This window comes from Acinetobacter sp. YH1901134, from assembly GCF_013416965.1.
GTDB classification, from domain to species: Bacteria; Pseudomonadota; Gammaproteobacteria; order Pseudomonadales; family Moraxellaceae; genus Acinetobacter; species Acinetobacter amyesii.
On sequence record NZ_VPEW01000020.1, the window covers coordinates 1 to 14,008 of the forward strand.

Annotated in this window: 16 protein-coding genes; 6 read left to right on the forward strand and 10 right to left on the reverse strand. The window is 42.5% G+C overall.

The window, feature by feature from the left end:
- Window positions 1-254: 254 nt before the first annotated feature.
- A complete protein-coding gene (locus tag FTV50_RS16885; RefSeq protein WP_180024913.1) occupies window positions 255-971 on the reverse strand; it encodes a hypothetical protein in 717 nt (238 codons plus the stop codon).
- Window positions 972-1,234: 263 nt separating this feature from the next.
- Between FTV50_RS16885 and FTV50_RS14925 the strand changes: the two genes are divergently transcribed.
- Complete coding sequence (locus FTV50_RS14925) at window positions 1,235-2,323, forward strand: DNA/RNA non-specific endonuclease (protein WP_180024914.1); 1,089 nt, start codon at window positions 1,235-1,237, stop codon at window positions 2,321-2,323.
- A gap of 117 nt (window positions 2,324-2,440) precedes the next feature.
- Complete coding sequence (locus FTV50_RS14930) at window positions 2,441-2,689, forward strand: hypothetical protein (protein WP_180024915.1); 249 nt, start codon at window positions 2,441-2,443, stop codon at window positions 2,687-2,689.
- A 97-nt stretch (window positions 2,690-2,786) separates the two neighbouring features.
- Here FTV50_RS14930 and aqpZ read toward each other — a convergent pair whose 3' ends face one another.
- On the reverse strand, window positions 2,787-3,473 hold the full coding sequence (aqpZ, locus tag FTV50_RS14935; protein ID WP_180024916.1) for an aquaporin Z: 687 nt from the start codon (window positions 3,471-3,473) through the stop codon (window positions 2,787-2,789).
- Between the two features lie 166 nt (window positions 3,474-3,639).
- Window positions 3,640-4,650, reverse strand: coding sequence for an AraC family transcriptional regulator (locus tag FTV50_RS14940; protein WP_180024917.1), 1,011 nt, complete (start codon window positions 4,648-4,650; stop codon window positions 3,640-3,642).
- 111 nt (window positions 4,651-4,761) lie between these two features.
- Between FTV50_RS14940 and FTV50_RS14945 the strand changes: the two genes are divergently transcribed.
- Window positions 4,762-5,382, forward strand: a complete 621-nt coding sequence (locus FTV50_RS14945) for a hypothetical protein (RefSeq protein WP_180024918.1) — start codon at window positions 4,762-4,764, stop codon at window positions 5,380-5,382.
- Between the two features lie 374 nt (window positions 5,383-5,756).
- Here the strand turns inward: FTV50_RS14945 and hisF are convergent, their stop codons facing one another.
- A complete protein-coding gene (hisF, locus tag FTV50_RS14950; RefSeq protein ID WP_373423585.1) occupies window positions 5,757-6,518 on the reverse strand; it encodes an imidazole glycerol phosphate synthase subunit HisF in 762 nt (253 codons plus the stop codon).
- A 110-nt stretch (window positions 6,519-6,628) separates the two neighbouring features.
- Here hisF and FTV50_RS14955 point away from each other — a divergent pair, with 110 nt between their 5' ends.
- From FTV50_RS14955 to FTV50_RS14965, 3 genes are read left to right on the forward strand one after another with little or no spacing between them, the layout of a single operon-like run.
- Window positions 6,629-7,579 (forward strand): homoserine kinase, encoded by a 951-nt coding sequence (locus FTV50_RS14955; RefSeq protein ID WP_180024920.1) that lies wholly within the window; start codon window positions 6,629-6,631, stop codon window positions 7,577-7,579.
- 27 nt (window positions 7,580-7,606) lie between these two features.
- On the forward strand, window positions 7,607-8,233 hold the full coding sequence (locus FTV50_RS14960) for a DUF1294 domain-containing protein (protein ID WP_180024921.1): 627 nt from the start codon (window positions 7,607-7,609) through the stop codon (window positions 8,231-8,233).
- Window positions 8,234-8,272: 39 nt separating this feature from the next.
- Complete coding sequence (locus tag FTV50_RS14965; RefSeq protein WP_168378990.1) at window positions 8,273-8,665, forward strand: hypothetical protein; 393 nt, start codon at window positions 8,273-8,275, stop codon at window positions 8,663-8,665.
- Between the two features lie 90 nt (window positions 8,666-8,755).
- Here the strand turns inward: FTV50_RS14965 and FTV50_RS14970 are convergent, their stop codons facing one another.
- The 6 genes from FTV50_RS14970 to FTV50_RS14995 form a co-directional block, all read right to left on the reverse strand.
- On the reverse strand, window positions 8,756-9,643 hold the full coding sequence (locus FTV50_RS14970; RefSeq protein WP_180024922.1) for a DMT family transporter: 888 nt from the start codon (window positions 9,641-9,643) through the stop codon (window positions 8,756-8,758).
- Window positions 9,644-9,712: 69 nt separating this feature from the next.
- Entirely contained in the window at window positions 9,713-10,444 is a 732-nt protein-coding gene (gene hisA / locus FTV50_RS14975) for a 1-(5-phosphoribosyl)-5-[(5-phosphoribosylamino)methylideneamino]imidazole-4-carboxamide isomerase (protein WP_078190493.1), read from the reverse strand.
- 193 nt (window positions 10,445-10,637) lie between these two features.
- Window positions 10,638-11,402 carry a hypothetical protein gene (locus FTV50_RS14980; protein WP_180024923.1) on the reverse strand — a complete coding sequence of 255 codons (765 nt, stop codon included), beginning with the start codon at window positions 11,400-11,402 and terminating at the stop codon, window positions 10,638-10,640.
- Window positions 11,403-11,835: 433 nt separating this feature from the next.
- Complete coding sequence (locus tag FTV50_RS14985) at window positions 11,836-12,501, reverse strand: 3'-5' exonuclease (RefSeq protein WP_180024924.1); 666 nt, start codon at window positions 12,499-12,501, stop codon at window positions 11,836-11,838.
- Between the two features lie 177 nt (window positions 12,502-12,678).
- Window positions 12,679-13,152 (reverse strand): DUF805 domain-containing protein, encoded by a 474-nt coding sequence (locus FTV50_RS14990; RefSeq protein ID WP_162689739.1) that lies wholly within the window; start codon window positions 13,150-13,152, stop codon window positions 12,679-12,681.
- 228 nt (window positions 13,153-13,380) lie between these two features.
- Complete coding sequence (locus FTV50_RS14995; protein WP_180024925.1) at window positions 13,381-13,890, reverse strand: DUF805 domain-containing protein; 510 nt, start codon at window positions 13,888-13,890, stop codon at window positions 13,381-13,383.
- Between the last annotated feature and the right edge of the window lie 118 nt (window positions 13,891-14,008).

The window sequence follows — 14,008 nt, forward strand, 5'->3', positions numbered from 1 at the left end:
TGTTCAAATGGCGATTCAGCGTTTAATTGGTTTTGGGAAAAAAGAAGAGTTTAAGGAAATTTTGGCAATTTTAAGAAAGCAGAATCCTGATAGGATAAGGGTTCTGTGAAATTTGTCGTGTACAGAGCTGTAATAATTAAACTTTTTTAGTCCAAAGACATAGAGATCATTCTGTTGCTTTTTCCTGGGAGGAGTATGCGAGCAAAACAACAGAATGAAGATGTTGCGTTATTTCATCCTTGAAAATACGCTGATTAGTTGATTGTCGCGTCTACATCTGCAGAGGCTTCAGGCGCAGCTTGGATGGCTTCGTCAGCAACAGGTGCTTCTGGGTTGGCTTGAATTGATGCATCTGCAGGATTTACACTTTGAGTCTCAGGTGCTGCCATAAAAGCATCTTGTTGTGCTTGAGGAGCTTCAGGCAATGCAGCCGATGCGCTATCGGCATTCACTGGCGCTTCTGCAGAAGAGGCAATGACGGGTGCAGCATTGGCATCCGTTGCTACGGCTTCAGGTGCTTGCTGTGCTGTTTCCACAGGTGCTTCAGTTATCGCGGCTTCAGGTGTATTGGCCACTGCTGTTTGTTCAGTTGGAACGGACTGCTCTGTAGGTGCAGCAGCTACACTTTGTTGTTCATTTGCGAGTGCATTTTCCGCTTCAGTCACGGCTTGTTCAGCATTTGCAGGGACTGCAGGGGCATTCGGATCGATTTGGTTTGCCTGAGCCTGTTCAGGGTTTAATGGCTGTTCTGTTGCAGCGGCATTGACTTGTCCGGCAGGAGCTTCAACCAATTGAACTTGGCCACTTGAAACTAAGTCCTGAATGGAACCAGGTTGACCATTCACGGTGGTCACAATTTTGACTCTAGATAAGCTTTCTAATGTATCACCGGGTTGAATCGGCGGTTCTGCAAATGCTGCTGCGCTCATTAAACCTGAAATTAAACCTAAACCTAAAATTTTAGAATGCATAATCACTCCGTATATTTTTATCGCAATTTTTCGTATTTTTACCTTGTCATAATTCTTGAGGCGAATTCAATGAAACATACGCAACTGCTTCATGACCTCCTATAAAGAACTGCACAACTGCGACATAAAGTTACATCAACTGCTGCTTTGTTAAACAATATTTGTGTGATTGTTAAGCAAATTAAAAAAGAAAAGTGTACTAAAATTTGCACCCTTGCTAAGCTGCGGAAAAATAGTCCTTTTAGAAGTCATTGTTGTAAGTCATGGTCAAAAAGAAACGCAATTCAGCAAATCCGTTTTCACAGTTATTTGGGCAAAATGGCATAAAAGTGCTGTTGGGTCTGGTGGCAACAGGAAGCTTTGCTATTGCTTTCGGGCAAGAAAAAATTCAACAACTTGTTTCTATGAGCAGCACTTCAAATAGCGCCTGTTTGGACCAATTTTATCGTGAAGTGCCACCTTATTTGGTCCGTGAAAGCCTACATAAAAACAGTTTTCCACTGTGTTTTAATGGCTTTAATGTCATGTATTCAGGGATATCCAAGACACCGCTTTGGGTTGCAGAAGCATTAACCCCCGCACGCCTGAGTCAAAAAATTCCGCGTGAAGATAACTTTCATGAAGAGACTCGCGTGCCGTCTGAATATCGGGCTTTGCTTTCAGACTATAAATCTTCAGGCTATGACCGTGGACACATGGCGCCAAATGCCGATATGCCCAATAAAGCTGCGCAGTTAGACAGTTTTTCTTTGGCCAATATGGTGCCGCAAGCTCCCAAAAATAATCAGCAAGTGTGGCGTGAGTTAGAAGAAGCCACACGGGCGATAGTGACCAAACAAAAGCAAGATGTCTATGTGGTGACGGGGCCGGTATACAGTGCGAAAAAATTAAAAACCATCGGGCAAGGGGTCATCGTGCCGACCGCTACTTATAAGGCGATCTATTTGCCGAAAAAAGGTGTTGCAGGCGTGTACTATGCAGACAATACCTTGCGAGATACGGCACCGACAGTCAAAGTCATGAGTATTTGTGCGCTAGAAGAACTGACTGGAATTAATTTCTTTCCAGAATTAACCGAAGACCAAAAGCGTAATACCTACCGTTTGCCACTCAAAGCCACCCAAGTAAAAGCAAATCAAGATATCGCTTATTTGCATTGGGATGCTGAAAGCCAGTGTGCTGCAGATGTCGCAGAAGACAAGATTTTAAGTTTGAAAAAAGAGTTTAAATCGAGTGGTGGATCTGTGGGCGAGACATCCACGGCAAGTAGTGGAAATGACAACAATCAAGATGCCTTGCTCAAACAATTGATTGAAGAAATTCTGCAATATCTGCTACAGATTTTGAAATAATCGAGTAGCTAATAGCGCTGAACTGCGAGCGATGAAGAAGATCATTGCTTGCAGTTGAAATCTTTTTCACGTATTTCTATTGCTGCATCACTACAACAAAAAAGAAGGATATCCATCATGTTCAAAGCATTTGAAAATGACACAGCGTCGCATGCAATTCATGACTTAACACTAGAAAATGGCCAAGATCGAATTAATATTTATGGCAACTTACAGGTGACGAAAGACCAAGCTGGTTTAGCTGCAGCGAAAGCTTTACAGGCATTTTTCAATGATGTGGTGACCACGCTTGAGGCAGAAACCAACTTAGCTGAAAAAATAGCGCAGGGCGGTGAAGGCAACGAAGTGGAAAATCCATTTCTTTAATGCTGTTTCATCGGCCGTCGAAGGAAGCACTGCTCAATTCGGGATGAATGAAAAAAAGCTCACAGGTTGTGAGCTTTTTTATGGTGTCTTCTTCTATTTATGCGTCTTTTGCCATCAGTTTATAGATGACCGCACCAATCACCGCGCCAATGATTGGGGCTACCCAAAACAGCCAAACTTGTGACAGCGCAGCAGTTTCAGCAAAGAATGCGACACCCATACTACGCGCTGGGTTGACTGAAGTATTGGTGACGGGAATGCTGATGAGATGGATCAATGTTAGCGCAAGACCGATCGCAATTGGGGCAAATCCAGAAGGGGCACGTTTATCCGTTGCTCCCATGATCACAATCAGAAAGCCAGCCGTCAGCACAATTTCAATGATTAAGGCTGAGAGCATAGAGTATTTGCCCGGAGATAATTCACCATAGCCATTGGTAGCAAAACCGCCGACGCCTGTAAATCCAGTCTGACCTTGCACAATGATGAATAGAATAAATGCGGCGAAGGTTGCACCCAGCAATTGAGAAATAATATAGGGTGCTAGTTCTTTGGCTTCAAAACGACCGCCTGCCCACAAGCCAATACTCACGGCAGGGTTAAAATGTCCCCCTGAAATATGACCCAGCGCATAAGCAGCCGTCAATACGGTTAGACCGAAGGCCAGTGCCACGCCAGCGAAGCCAATGCCAAGTTCAGGAAAGGCCGCAGCCAAGACCGCACTACCACAACCACCAAAGACCAGCCAAAACGTACCAATCAGTTCTGCTAAATATTTATTCATTTAAAACTCCATTTGTTTTTGTCATTTGGAATAGATTTTCAATCTTTCACTCAGCATGAGTGCAATCTAGTTGTGAAGTGTTGTTTTATTCATTTATTGAATATGCATAGATTTAATGGATTTTGCTGAAAATCACAACATTTAAAATGATAACTGTGTCACATTTTTAACTTGCTGCTTCAATTTGCGATAAGCGCCATTGCTGTGGGGTTAAGTTTCGCCATTGTTTAAACGCACGTTGAAACGCACTCTGTTCTGAATAACCCAGCAGTAACGCAATTTCTTGCAAACTTAAATGCGGGTCTCTTAAAAATTCTTCAGCCATCATGCAGCGGACTTCCTGCATACGTTGCTGATAGGTGCTGCCTTGTTGTTGTAAATGGCGTTGTAATTGTCGGACGGAAAGATTGAGTTGCGTAGCGACATGTTCAATTTGGAACTGATTTTTTTGCAAACCCATTAAGATGGCTTGCTGTAAGCGTTGGTCGATTTGCGTGGTATTCGGCAGTTTTTCTAATAAAGACTGTGCCTGTTGCATCAACAGTTTTTGTAAGGTCTGATCGCCTTGGGAAAAAGGGCGAGACAGTTCTTGAATGGGAACGATAACCTTCGACTTTTCTTGGGAAAAACGAACTTTGCAGCGAAAATATTGTTCATACTGAGCGACATTTTTCGGTGCAGGATTATGAAAATGCACTTCGTGTAAATTGATATCTTCAAAACGCATGAATAATTTTAGAAATTGCAGCATTAACGCAATCGCAATTTCATCGGTCAATTGATTGGCCATATTCATGGGTAAATCATTCCAACCGATCGAAAAAAAATCATTTTGAATATCAATCAGCAATGGACTGCCATCGAAGATTAAGCGATGAAAATCATGGTAGCGGAGCAGCGCTTCGCCCAAGTTTTCACAGGACAGGGCAATATACGCAATAATGCCAATATGTTTGGGTTGCACATGTTCAGCAATTTCTAAACCCAGCGCCGGCTTTTGGATCTTTTGATCTAAATCCATCAATAAATCACGCCAAATGGCATAATCAAAACGCTCTAAGTTTTGAACTTTATTCAGTTTTTCAGGAATAGCAATGCCTTGAGCTTGATGATAAGCATAGAGCAAATGGCCGAGTCCTCCATAGACCGATCCTGTATAGTCCTTGAGTTGTTGCATATTTTTTTAATTCTAAATTTTGTCGTGTTTTGTCAATAATATTAAAAAAAACGGTCAATATCTAGCCCTTTTCATTACCTATAGTGGAGCTAAGAAAAGGAGATATTGGTCATGTTAAAAGGTTTTATTGCAGGGTTGGTCGTCGCCAATGCCTTTGAATGGTTCGCACATAAATATGTTTTGCATGGGACACATCGGTCAGGCAAGCCACGTTTTAGTCCAGTACCGAAAAGCATGAAATCACATTGGGAGCATCATCGTGAAGTTCGAAAAACAGATTTTCATGATCATGGTTATGTTGAAGGTGTACAGAACTGGCGCACGAAAAATGAAATATTGTCACTGGTGGCAGTTTCAGCGGTATTTGTCCCGCTGTTTTATCCCATTTCCAAAGGAATGAGTTTGTCTGTGCTGTATTGCGCAGGGAATTATTATTATATCCATCGTCGCGCACATCTTGAGCCAGAGTGGGCGATGAAAAAGATTCCATGGCACTATGACCACCATATGAACTCAAATCAGGATGCCAACTGGTGTGTGACTAAGCCGTGGTTTGACTATATTTTAGGGACTCGAGTGATCTCCTCGGCGAAATTACAGGAACAGAACCCATTGGGTGTGCTACTGCCGACAGCGATTGCTAAATCATTGTCACACTGGGTCAATCGGGTATTTCCTGCAAAGTGGGTCGCTGAGCGTGAAAAGCCAACTGCACTTCTTGAAACGGTCTAATATGAACGCACTATGGGTTTTGACAACTAGCTTTGCCATTCAATTGAGCTGTCGCAATTTGTCAATAAATTATGAATCTACTGTCAATCAAATGCAGTGCAAATGCCCTATATTTAAATCATCAAAAGGCTTGTACACGACGAGTTGATTGATGAAGTTGCTATGTATATTTTTTCATTTGTTTTAAGTATCAGACCAAGTGCTGTAGTTTTTCTTGGTTTATAGGAGCCGACAAGGCTCCTTTTTTTATGTCTATAGTGGATGAATTGTATAGACGATACTCTGCTACAAATCAATGGAGTTGCATCAAAAACACCAAAGCAAAAAAAAGAGCGAATCATCGCTCTTTTAAATCTTCATTGAAAACGAATCAATTAAAGACGCATTTCAATGCCTTGTTCTGCTAGATATTTTTTCGCTTCAGGAATGGTGTGTTGACCAAAGTGGAAAATAGAGGCAGCAAGCACCGCATCTGCTCCACCTTTTAAAATGCCATCGGCCAAATGTTGGAGATTACCGACACCACCAGAAGCAATGGTTGGAATGGTCACACGGTCATTGATATTACGCATCAGTTCAATGTCATAACCCGCTTTGGTACCATCTGCGTCCATTGAGGTTACTAATAATTCACCCGCACCGAAGTCCGCCATTTTTACCGCCCATTCGATGGCATCGATGCCGGTTTCTTTACGACCACCGTGGGTGAAAATTTCCCATTTATTGTCGCCGGTTTTTTTCGCATCAATAGCAACCACAATACACTGTGCGCCAAAACGCTGAGAGGCTTCTTGTACAAATTCAGGGTTATAAATAGCCGCAGAGTTAATCGAAACTTTGTCCGCACCGGCATTTAATAACAGGCGGATATCTTCTACTTTACGCACGCCACCACCGACTGTTAATGGCACAAATACAGACTCAGCCATACGCTCTACCGTACGGTAAGTGGTATCACGACCATTTGAGGTTGCGGTAATGTCTAAGAAGGTAATTTCGTCCGCACCTTGTTCGTTATAACGGCGTGCAACTTCAACTGGATCGCCTGCATCACGAATATCAAGAAATTGAACACCTTTCACTACACGACCGTTGTCCACGTCGAGGCAAGGAATAATACGTTTAGCAAGCATAATTTTTTCCAAAAATAACAGCCGATTATGAAACTTCGCGACTTAGATGCTACACCTTAGTAGTCGGAGCGGTTATTCTATCAAAAATATGTAAGTTTTTTCGCAGGTTTTCTATGTCGGTTTATACCACTTTGACTTTAAAGGAAGTTCAGGATTTTGCAGCACCTTATGGACTGGAGGTGATTGACCTGATTCCGATTCAAGGCGGTATTCAAAATACCAACTATTTTATTGTTTGCGAAAATGGCACACAGTATGTATTAACCGTTTTTGAAGAGATGGACGAGCAAGGTGCAGGGGAATTGGTGCCTGTACTCGAACACTTGGGGCAGGCTGGTCTAGCTGTGCCTGTACCACTGAATCATTCGGGTAAAGCGATTCATAACTTAAAGGATAAACCTGCACAGATTGCGCCACGCATGCAAGGTCAACATCCGATGCCTGCGAGCTTAGCGCAAGCAGAAGCGATTGCTGTAGCCCAAGCGAAAATGCATGTGGCTTTACAAGATTTCCCTTTGGAACGTGCAGAATATCGTGATCATGCTTATTGGTTACAAGTTTCACGGGATATTCGTCCAACATTAAATGAAGCAGATACCACGTTACTTAACAATCTGTTGGGCTTATATGACATCTTAACGGCGATGTATCCAGACCGTCCTACCGGTTTTATTCATTCTGATCTGTTCCGTGACAATACTCTATTTGACGGCGATCAACTCAACGGCATTTTAGACTTTTATGAGTTAAATAAAGACGAACTCTTGTTTGATATTGCTATTACTTTAAATGACTTCTGTACTGAATATCCGGATGTACATTTGAATGAAGACAAAGCCATTGCCTTTTTAAATGCCTATGAAAGCGTGCGTCCATTAACCGCAGATGAAAAATCATGCCTAGAGTTATATTTGGCGATGGCGGCGGGTCGCTTCTGGATGATGCGTTTACAGGTAGCACAGAAAAATGCGGCAGAAGGCCGTACAGGGGATGATATTTTGCAGAAAAACCCTGCTGAAATGCGTAATATGCTGATTGAACGATTAAAATTCGTCACAGCATAAATTTTAAAAACAACGAGAGGGAAAAGCATGCGTGATCAAGGACGCTTAGTAGAATGGTTTGATGACAAGGGCTACGGCTTCATTCAACCGAACGATAGCACCAAAGATCGCGTATTTTTGCACATCAAAGACTTTTCCCGTCCCGGCCCACGACCAATCGTGGGCTGCGCGTTGGATTATGCTGTGATCTTAGACGAACGCGGACGCTTTCGTGCACAGCAAGTGCATTATTTAAAAGCCTCACAAACCAAAGCTACACAACGCCCCAATAAAAAAAATGTGGTGCAGATGCCGCGTCAGGCACAGCCGATGCAAATCTTGTGCATTGTGTATATCCTAGCCTTGGCGGGCTTATCTGTGGCGGGTTTACTCAGTGGCATGGTGCTGCTTTTTGTGAGTATTATTAATGTCCTGACCTATTGGTTCTATGCTCAAGATAAAGAAGCTGCGCAAATGGGCAACCGACGCGTACCAGAAAATACACTGCATCTTTTGTCTTTTTTAGGTGGGTGGCCTGCGGCATGGCTGGCTCAGCAACGTTTGCGGCATAAAACACAAAAACAACCGTTTCGGAAAATATACTTCTGTACCATAGCTTTTAACATATTACTGATTTTATGGCTGATTTCACCATTTAATATCGTGCATATCTAGGGTGGAATGATCCGCAAAATCATCATGACGGAGAGCGAAATGAATTATTCGATTGATAAAGATCCAAACCGCCTGCTCACGATTATTTTGTATATTCTTTATATTGTGGCGATTTTTTCTGCCGGCTTGCTTGCGGTCCTCGCGTTGATTATCAATTACGTCAAACGCAGTGATGTTCGCGGCACGATTTTTGAAAGCCATTTCACTTGGCAGATTCGTACGTTTTGGTGGTATCTCATTTGGAATATCATTGCTTTCGTGCCGTTTATTTTTCTGTTCTTTACTGGCAATAACGCCAATGCCTTTGCGGGAGTGGCGCTGGGAGCGAGTACCTTCTGTGTCACGGTAATCGGACTGTCTTGGTTATGGATTGTGTACCGCGCGATTAAAGGTTTAATCCGTGTCAATGACAACCGACCGATGTATGAGTAATGCGAGTTCAGAACTTTTTGGCATAAAAATCTTGGTATCAAAAAAGCGACCGTATGAGTCGCTTTTTTGATCTAATAGAGGATGCAGAAATTAGCGTTTCTTTAACCATTTCGGCCGCCATTCACTCACAATCACACCAAGCACTACACACAGTCCGCCAATGAGAGCGAGCGGTGTTAAGCGTTCACCCGCAAGCCGCCCAATGATTGCGGCCCAAACCGGTTCACCTGCATAGATGATTGCCGCCTGTGCAGGATCAACCATACGCTGCGCCCAGTTCATCACCAGTTGAATCACGGCGCTAGCCAGCCCCAATCCGCACAGTACAGCGATTAATGGCCATTCAAATTTGGGCAATGTGGTTTCACCTACCAGTGGAGCAAAGCAAAAACAGAACAGTGAAGCAAATGCCAATTGTAGAACCGTCACTCTGCGTAGATTGACGCGGGGTGCAAAATAACTGATCAAGATAATTTCAAAGGCAATGGTAATTGACCCGAGCAACGTAATGATTTGTCCAAAATTGAGCTGAATAGCCCCAAAACCATTACCAGTTAAAAAGACCAAACCGACAAAAGCCAAACTTACACCTAGCCATGTCATCAGATGTGGTTTATGCCGAAAACACAGCCACATAAAAATCGGCACCAGCGGCACATACAGCGCAGTTAAAAAAGCCGATTCGCTGCTGCTGATACTTTGCAAGCCGACCGTTTGCGTCGCATAGCCGATCGCAATCACCGCGCCAATACTTGCGCCCGCAATGACATCATATTGAGAAAAGTGTCTAAGATATTTAAGTGATAAAAGACTCACAGCCAGTGTTGCTGCGGCAAAACGTAGACCGACAAACAGCACTGGACTGCTAAAATTTAAACCGTATTGCACGGTGATAAAACTGGCGCCCCAAATCATGGTAATCAGGATGAGTGCGAGCTGCGGAAACTTGGCTTTCCAAGCAGATTGTACGGTTGGCATGTGTATTTGAATGTTCAAAGTGGAGAAATAAAAAAAGAGGCCCGAAGACCTCTTTTCTGCTCGGGCAAATTATAAGCTTTGTTGATCAAGCAGTAATTGAGCTTCACGAAGGTTCAATGTCCCTTCATAAATTGCACGACCAGTAATCGCACCTAAAATGCCTGGTTGGCCTTTTAAGTTACGTACGTCGTCAAGGTTAGTCACGCCACCCGATGCAATAACAGGTAAGCCTGAATATGTTGCAAGGTTTACGGTTTGTTCAACGTTCACACCTTGCATCATGCCATCACGTGCGATGTCGGTGTAGACGATGCTCGATACACCAGCATCTGCAAAGCGTTTTGCCAAATCAGTAGCTTTCACGTCAGTGACATTTGCCCAACCATCAGTTGCCACCATGCCATTCATGGCATCGATACCGACAATGATATGGCCTGCAAATTTTTTGCACGCTTCTTCAACAAATTCAGGCTCTTTTACTGCTTTTGTACCAATGATGACAAATGAAACGCCGGCATCAAGGTAGTGTTCAATGGTTTCAAGAGAGCGGATACCACCACCAATTTGAATTGGTAATTCAGGCTGTGCTTTAGCAATCGCTTCAACCACAGGCTTATGAATCGGTGTACCAGCGAAAGCACCGTTTAAATCTACCAAATGTAAGCGACGCGCGCCTTCATTTACCCAATGCTGTGCAGTTGCCACTGGATCGTCAGAAAATACGGTATCGTCTTCCATACGACCTTGTTTTAAACGGACACATTTGCCATCTTTCAGGTCAATTGCAGGGATGATCAGCATGCTTTCGCTCCTTGCTCAATCAAATTAAGAATGAATTTGTACCTAATCTTATCAAATAAACGGCTATTCACTAAATGCTAATATCAGAATTGATGAATTAAAAAAGCCTGACATGTGTCAGGCTAGTGCAAATAGAGGATTGGATTTTATTCTTGGCCTATAAAAATGCGCTGTGTATTAGTGTTTTTAGTCATTAAACATAAGCGGTTGTTTGTAATAAATCGCTGTTTACGGATTGAAGTATGCTACCGACATCGTATAAGCTTTGATTGAGAGCTGTGGTACTTTCACCGACCACTTGAACGAGATCACCGACCACAGGAAGTTCAGTGGCAATCGATGTAATCGGTGCAACGTCATCCAGTAAGGCGTCTAAAGTGTCTGAAACATCTTGCACGACACCACCCACACTTGCTAAAGGATCTTTCAGGACGGATGTTAATAATTCGCTAGGATCAATACTCGCCACATAGTCGCCCGTTTCAGCTAACAAACCAGTTAAATTACCCGTAGTTTCGCCTACTGCATTCAATAGCCCGCCAAGCAATGGCAGGTCAGAAAGTGAGTCTGTGATTGGTGCAGCAACACCACTTATATGATCAACCAAACCTGCAACTTCTGTCACGGTTTGACCGACCACCCCAGTTACGCCATTGAGAGTGGTTTGCACCCCACCAAGAAGATCACCCGTCGCCAGTTGATCGGCTACCGCATGTAAGCCTTCGTCTAAGGTGTCGACCAACTGATTTTCAACTGCCAGTACTTTTTCGATGGTCCCACCAATCAGTGGTAGTTCAGTCAGTGCATCCGTTAAGGGCGCTGTTAAGCTACTCACGGTCTCGAAAACGCTGTCTACTGTATCCAAAACAGTATTTAAAACCAGTCCAACTGCTTTACTGATCCCTTGTAAAGTCAGGCTGAGTACGCCGCTGATTTTTCCTGTAAATAAGTTCAACATGTCAGGTTCTCCAAGTTTTTAAATTATGATGTGTTATGTATTTGGCAGACTTGTTTTAGCAAAAGGAGATTGATGAAAACAAATTATGAAAGTATAGAAAGAATGAGATAAATCATGTAATTCTGCTAGAAAATCTAGAGAGATCAAAACCTTAGTTGAATAAAAATATAAATGTATATTAATGTAATTAAAATGAGTTAAATCAAAGATATAAATGTACTTAAAAGGTGCAAATTTATTGTTTTTAGGCTGTGCTGTGACTATTTTTAAAGCAATAACGTACTGTTCAAATCTTTAGCGCAAATAAACTGCAAATTCATTGGCACTCTTCAGCCGATCTTTGCACTTGGTCATGCCATAGATTGGGGCAATATCCAGTTACAGAGTGGTTACATCGCTGAACATAAATTAAATCATTAAAATAATTAAGGGTTTATAAATTCATGTGCGGACGAATTCTTAGTTTGAGAGAAGTATTGGGGATGGTTTTAGGTAATAAGCCACGTTGTAATAATTCTTCAAAGACCAAAACAGGGGCATAGGCATCGGCAGCGGCATAACGAATTTGCTCCGGACTTAAGCGCTTTTTGGCCCAATTCGAGGTGCTGACCGATTTAGATTTTGGAAAATTCACACGAAAAAGCAGTGCCATGGCATTTTTTAAACCGACGGGTTGGGTTAAGCCAAAAGAAGCAAAGCACTTGGATAGTTCCAAGACACTATTCAGATCGATGCCTTTTTTACGAAATAAATGTGCATCATTTTTTAAGCCAAAACCTACTTTAATTTGATCACGATTACTCAAGATTGGTCTTAAAAAATCCCAAGTGCATTCGTTCATTTGAAACAACCATGCCTGTTGCGCCGTCGCGAGTTGGATTAAATGTGGGCCGGTAGAGACCTCACCTTTACGAAAAGTCGGCTTAGATTCAGAGTCGAAACCGAATAAGGCAGTTGTCTGTAATTCATCGGACCAGTGTTGGCATTGTTCTGCATTGTGAATGACATGGATCTGCTCTGGCACTAAATTTTGGAACAATGGAAAATTTTTAATCTGTTCTTTTGTTGGCAAAATAGGTGTCAGTAGAGCATCAGTCATTGTGATTTAATTCAAAGGCTTGTTGTTGCAGCCTAGAGCGTTTAGTAGGGAAATGCAAATACCGAGATGTGGCGTTGAGCATGAGCCATTGACTCATCGGCCTGTCATAGCGCGTTGCTATGACAGTGACGAGGGCACTTAAACACAGTGACCAATAGGCTTAAAGTCAGTGACGACTTAAAATAGAAAACGCGCAGTAAATAATACATTTACCAAGATCAGTAAGAATAAACCGATAAAGAGAAAGGCGAGGACCACCTCCCATGTTTTGGATTCACGTGGCTCACCATATTGATTGGCATTTGCAGACCCCGGGATGAGCATCAGCGCAATGCACATAACGATATTGAGCAACGGAATCAGCTCTAAGAGTGCAAACCAGCCTGAGAGATTAAAGTCATGCAAACGACGCACTGAAAAAATCATCAAAGGGATCAGCATTAAAATATTTAGGATCAATCCAATCACTTGCGTCATTGGATTTTCAGCATGAGCTATTAGGGCATTGAGGGTATTGGGCATCATGCTGACGATCAGTAGCATCAATATGCTCAGCATGAGGCCATAGAAGACATTCCAACCGATAAAAGACATGCGATTAAAACGACCGTCACGGTTCCAACCAGAGTTTATATTGGGTGAATTATTCATATTAAATGATCTTAAATTATCGTAAAAAGTATAGTTATCATTCATTTTTAACCGCAAAAATTGAGCTAAAAACGACATAAAAATGTGAAAAAGTACAGGATTTGATCCTGAACATAAAAAGCGCGTTGATTATAAAGGTAAAGTACAAAAAAAGCCCACATGTGTGAGCTTGTTTGAGTAGATGTATTGCTGTTTAGAGCGATCTAGGCGGCATTTAATGATTTATCATTATTGTTGTTGAATCGTGGTTTGCTGAGAGCGGATCACATAGTTTTGGTAAGACGGAATCATGATCGCAGCAAGTATCCCGACTATAAACACCACGATATACAAAACAGCCAGCACTGTTTCCCAGCCTTTGGTCGGGCGTGGTTGTCCAAAGCTATTACTACCGCTATTACCCGGTGCAAATAACACATAGAGCGCAAATAATATATTCACTACAGGAACTAAGATCAGCAGTGCAAGCCATCCAGAATGGTCTCGGTCATGTAAACGACGGATTAAGAAAATGACGCTGTAATAAATGACGATGGCATACATGATAAAGAAAATAATCATGAGTGGCGTCGACATTGCACCCTCAGTCAACGCATTTTGCGCACCGAGTATGAGCAGGCCGACTACAACAGCAATTAGCGTAAAAATAATGCCGAGAAGTAGATTCCATGCAAGATATGCGCGCCGGCTAAAGCGGCCACTGGCTTGGGTCGGTGAGTCAGATGTGAATGTATTCATTATTATTCCTAGGCTTTGGTATTTTTATAAGTAGGCAAATTCTAAAATGGCTATGTAGAAAATAAAAGGATGAAAAATAAACAGTACAAAAAAGCCCGCAAGGAGCGGGCTTTTTTGC

What these genes read in the sequence shown, in the direction of transcription:
- FTV50_RS16885 (WP_180024913.1), bottom strand. Translation starts at nt 971, where the DNA reads ATGCATTCTAAAATTTTAGGTTTAGGTTTAATTTCAGGTTTAATGAGC.
- FTV50_RS14925 (WP_180024914.1), top strand. Translation starts at nt 1,235, where the DNA reads ATGGTCAAAAAGAAACGCAATTCAGCAAATCCGTTTTCACAGTTATTT.
- FTV50_RS14930 (WP_180024915.1), top strand. Translation starts at nt 2,441, where the DNA reads ATGTTCAAAGCATTTGAAAATGACACAGCGTCGCATGCAATTCATGAC.
- aqpZ (WP_180024916.1), bottom strand. Translation starts at nt 3,473, where the DNA reads ATGAATAAATATTTAGCAGAACTGATTGGTACGTTTTGGCTGGTCTTT.
- FTV50_RS14940 (WP_180024917.1), bottom strand. Translation starts at nt 4,650, where the DNA reads ATGCAACAACTCAAGGACTATACAGGATCGGTCTATGGAGGACTCGGC.
- FTV50_RS14945 (WP_180024918.1), top strand. Translation starts at nt 4,762, where the DNA reads ATGTTAAAAGGTTTTATTGCAGGGTTGGTCGTCGCCAATGCCTTTGAA.
- FTV50_RS14955 (WP_180024920.1), top strand. Translation starts at nt 6,629, where the DNA reads ATGTCGGTTTATACCACTTTGACTTTAAAGGAAGTTCAGGATTTTGCA.
- FTV50_RS14960 (WP_180024921.1), top strand. Translation starts at nt 7,607, where the DNA reads ATGCGTGATCAAGGACGCTTAGTAGAATGGTTTGATGACAAGGGCTAC.
- FTV50_RS14965 (WP_168378990.1), top strand. Translation starts at nt 8,273, where the DNA reads ATGAATTATTCGATTGATAAAGATCCAAACCGCCTGCTCACGATTATT.
- FTV50_RS14970 (WP_180024922.1), bottom strand. Translation starts at nt 9,643, where the DNA reads ATGCCAACCGTACAATCTGCTTGGAAAGCCAAGTTTCCGCAGCTCGCA.
- hisA (WP_078190493.1), bottom strand. Translation starts at nt 10,444, where the DNA reads ATGCTGATCATCCCTGCAATTGACCTGAAAGATGGCAAATGTGTCCGT.
- FTV50_RS14980 (WP_180024923.1), bottom strand. Translation starts at nt 11,402, where the DNA reads ATGTTGAACTTATTTACAGGAAAAATCAGCGGCGTACTCAGCCTGACT.
- FTV50_RS14985 (WP_180024924.1), bottom strand. Translation starts at nt 12,501, where the DNA reads ATGACTGATGCTCTACTGACACCTATTTTGCCAACAAAAGAACAGATT.
- FTV50_RS14990 (WP_162689739.1), bottom strand. Translation starts at nt 13,152, where the DNA reads ATGAATAATTCACCCAATATAAACTCTGGTTGGAACCGTGACGGTCGT.
- FTV50_RS14995 (WP_180024925.1), bottom strand. Translation starts at nt 13,890, where the DNA reads ATGAATACATTCACATCTGACTCACCGACCCAAGCCAGTGGCCGCTTT.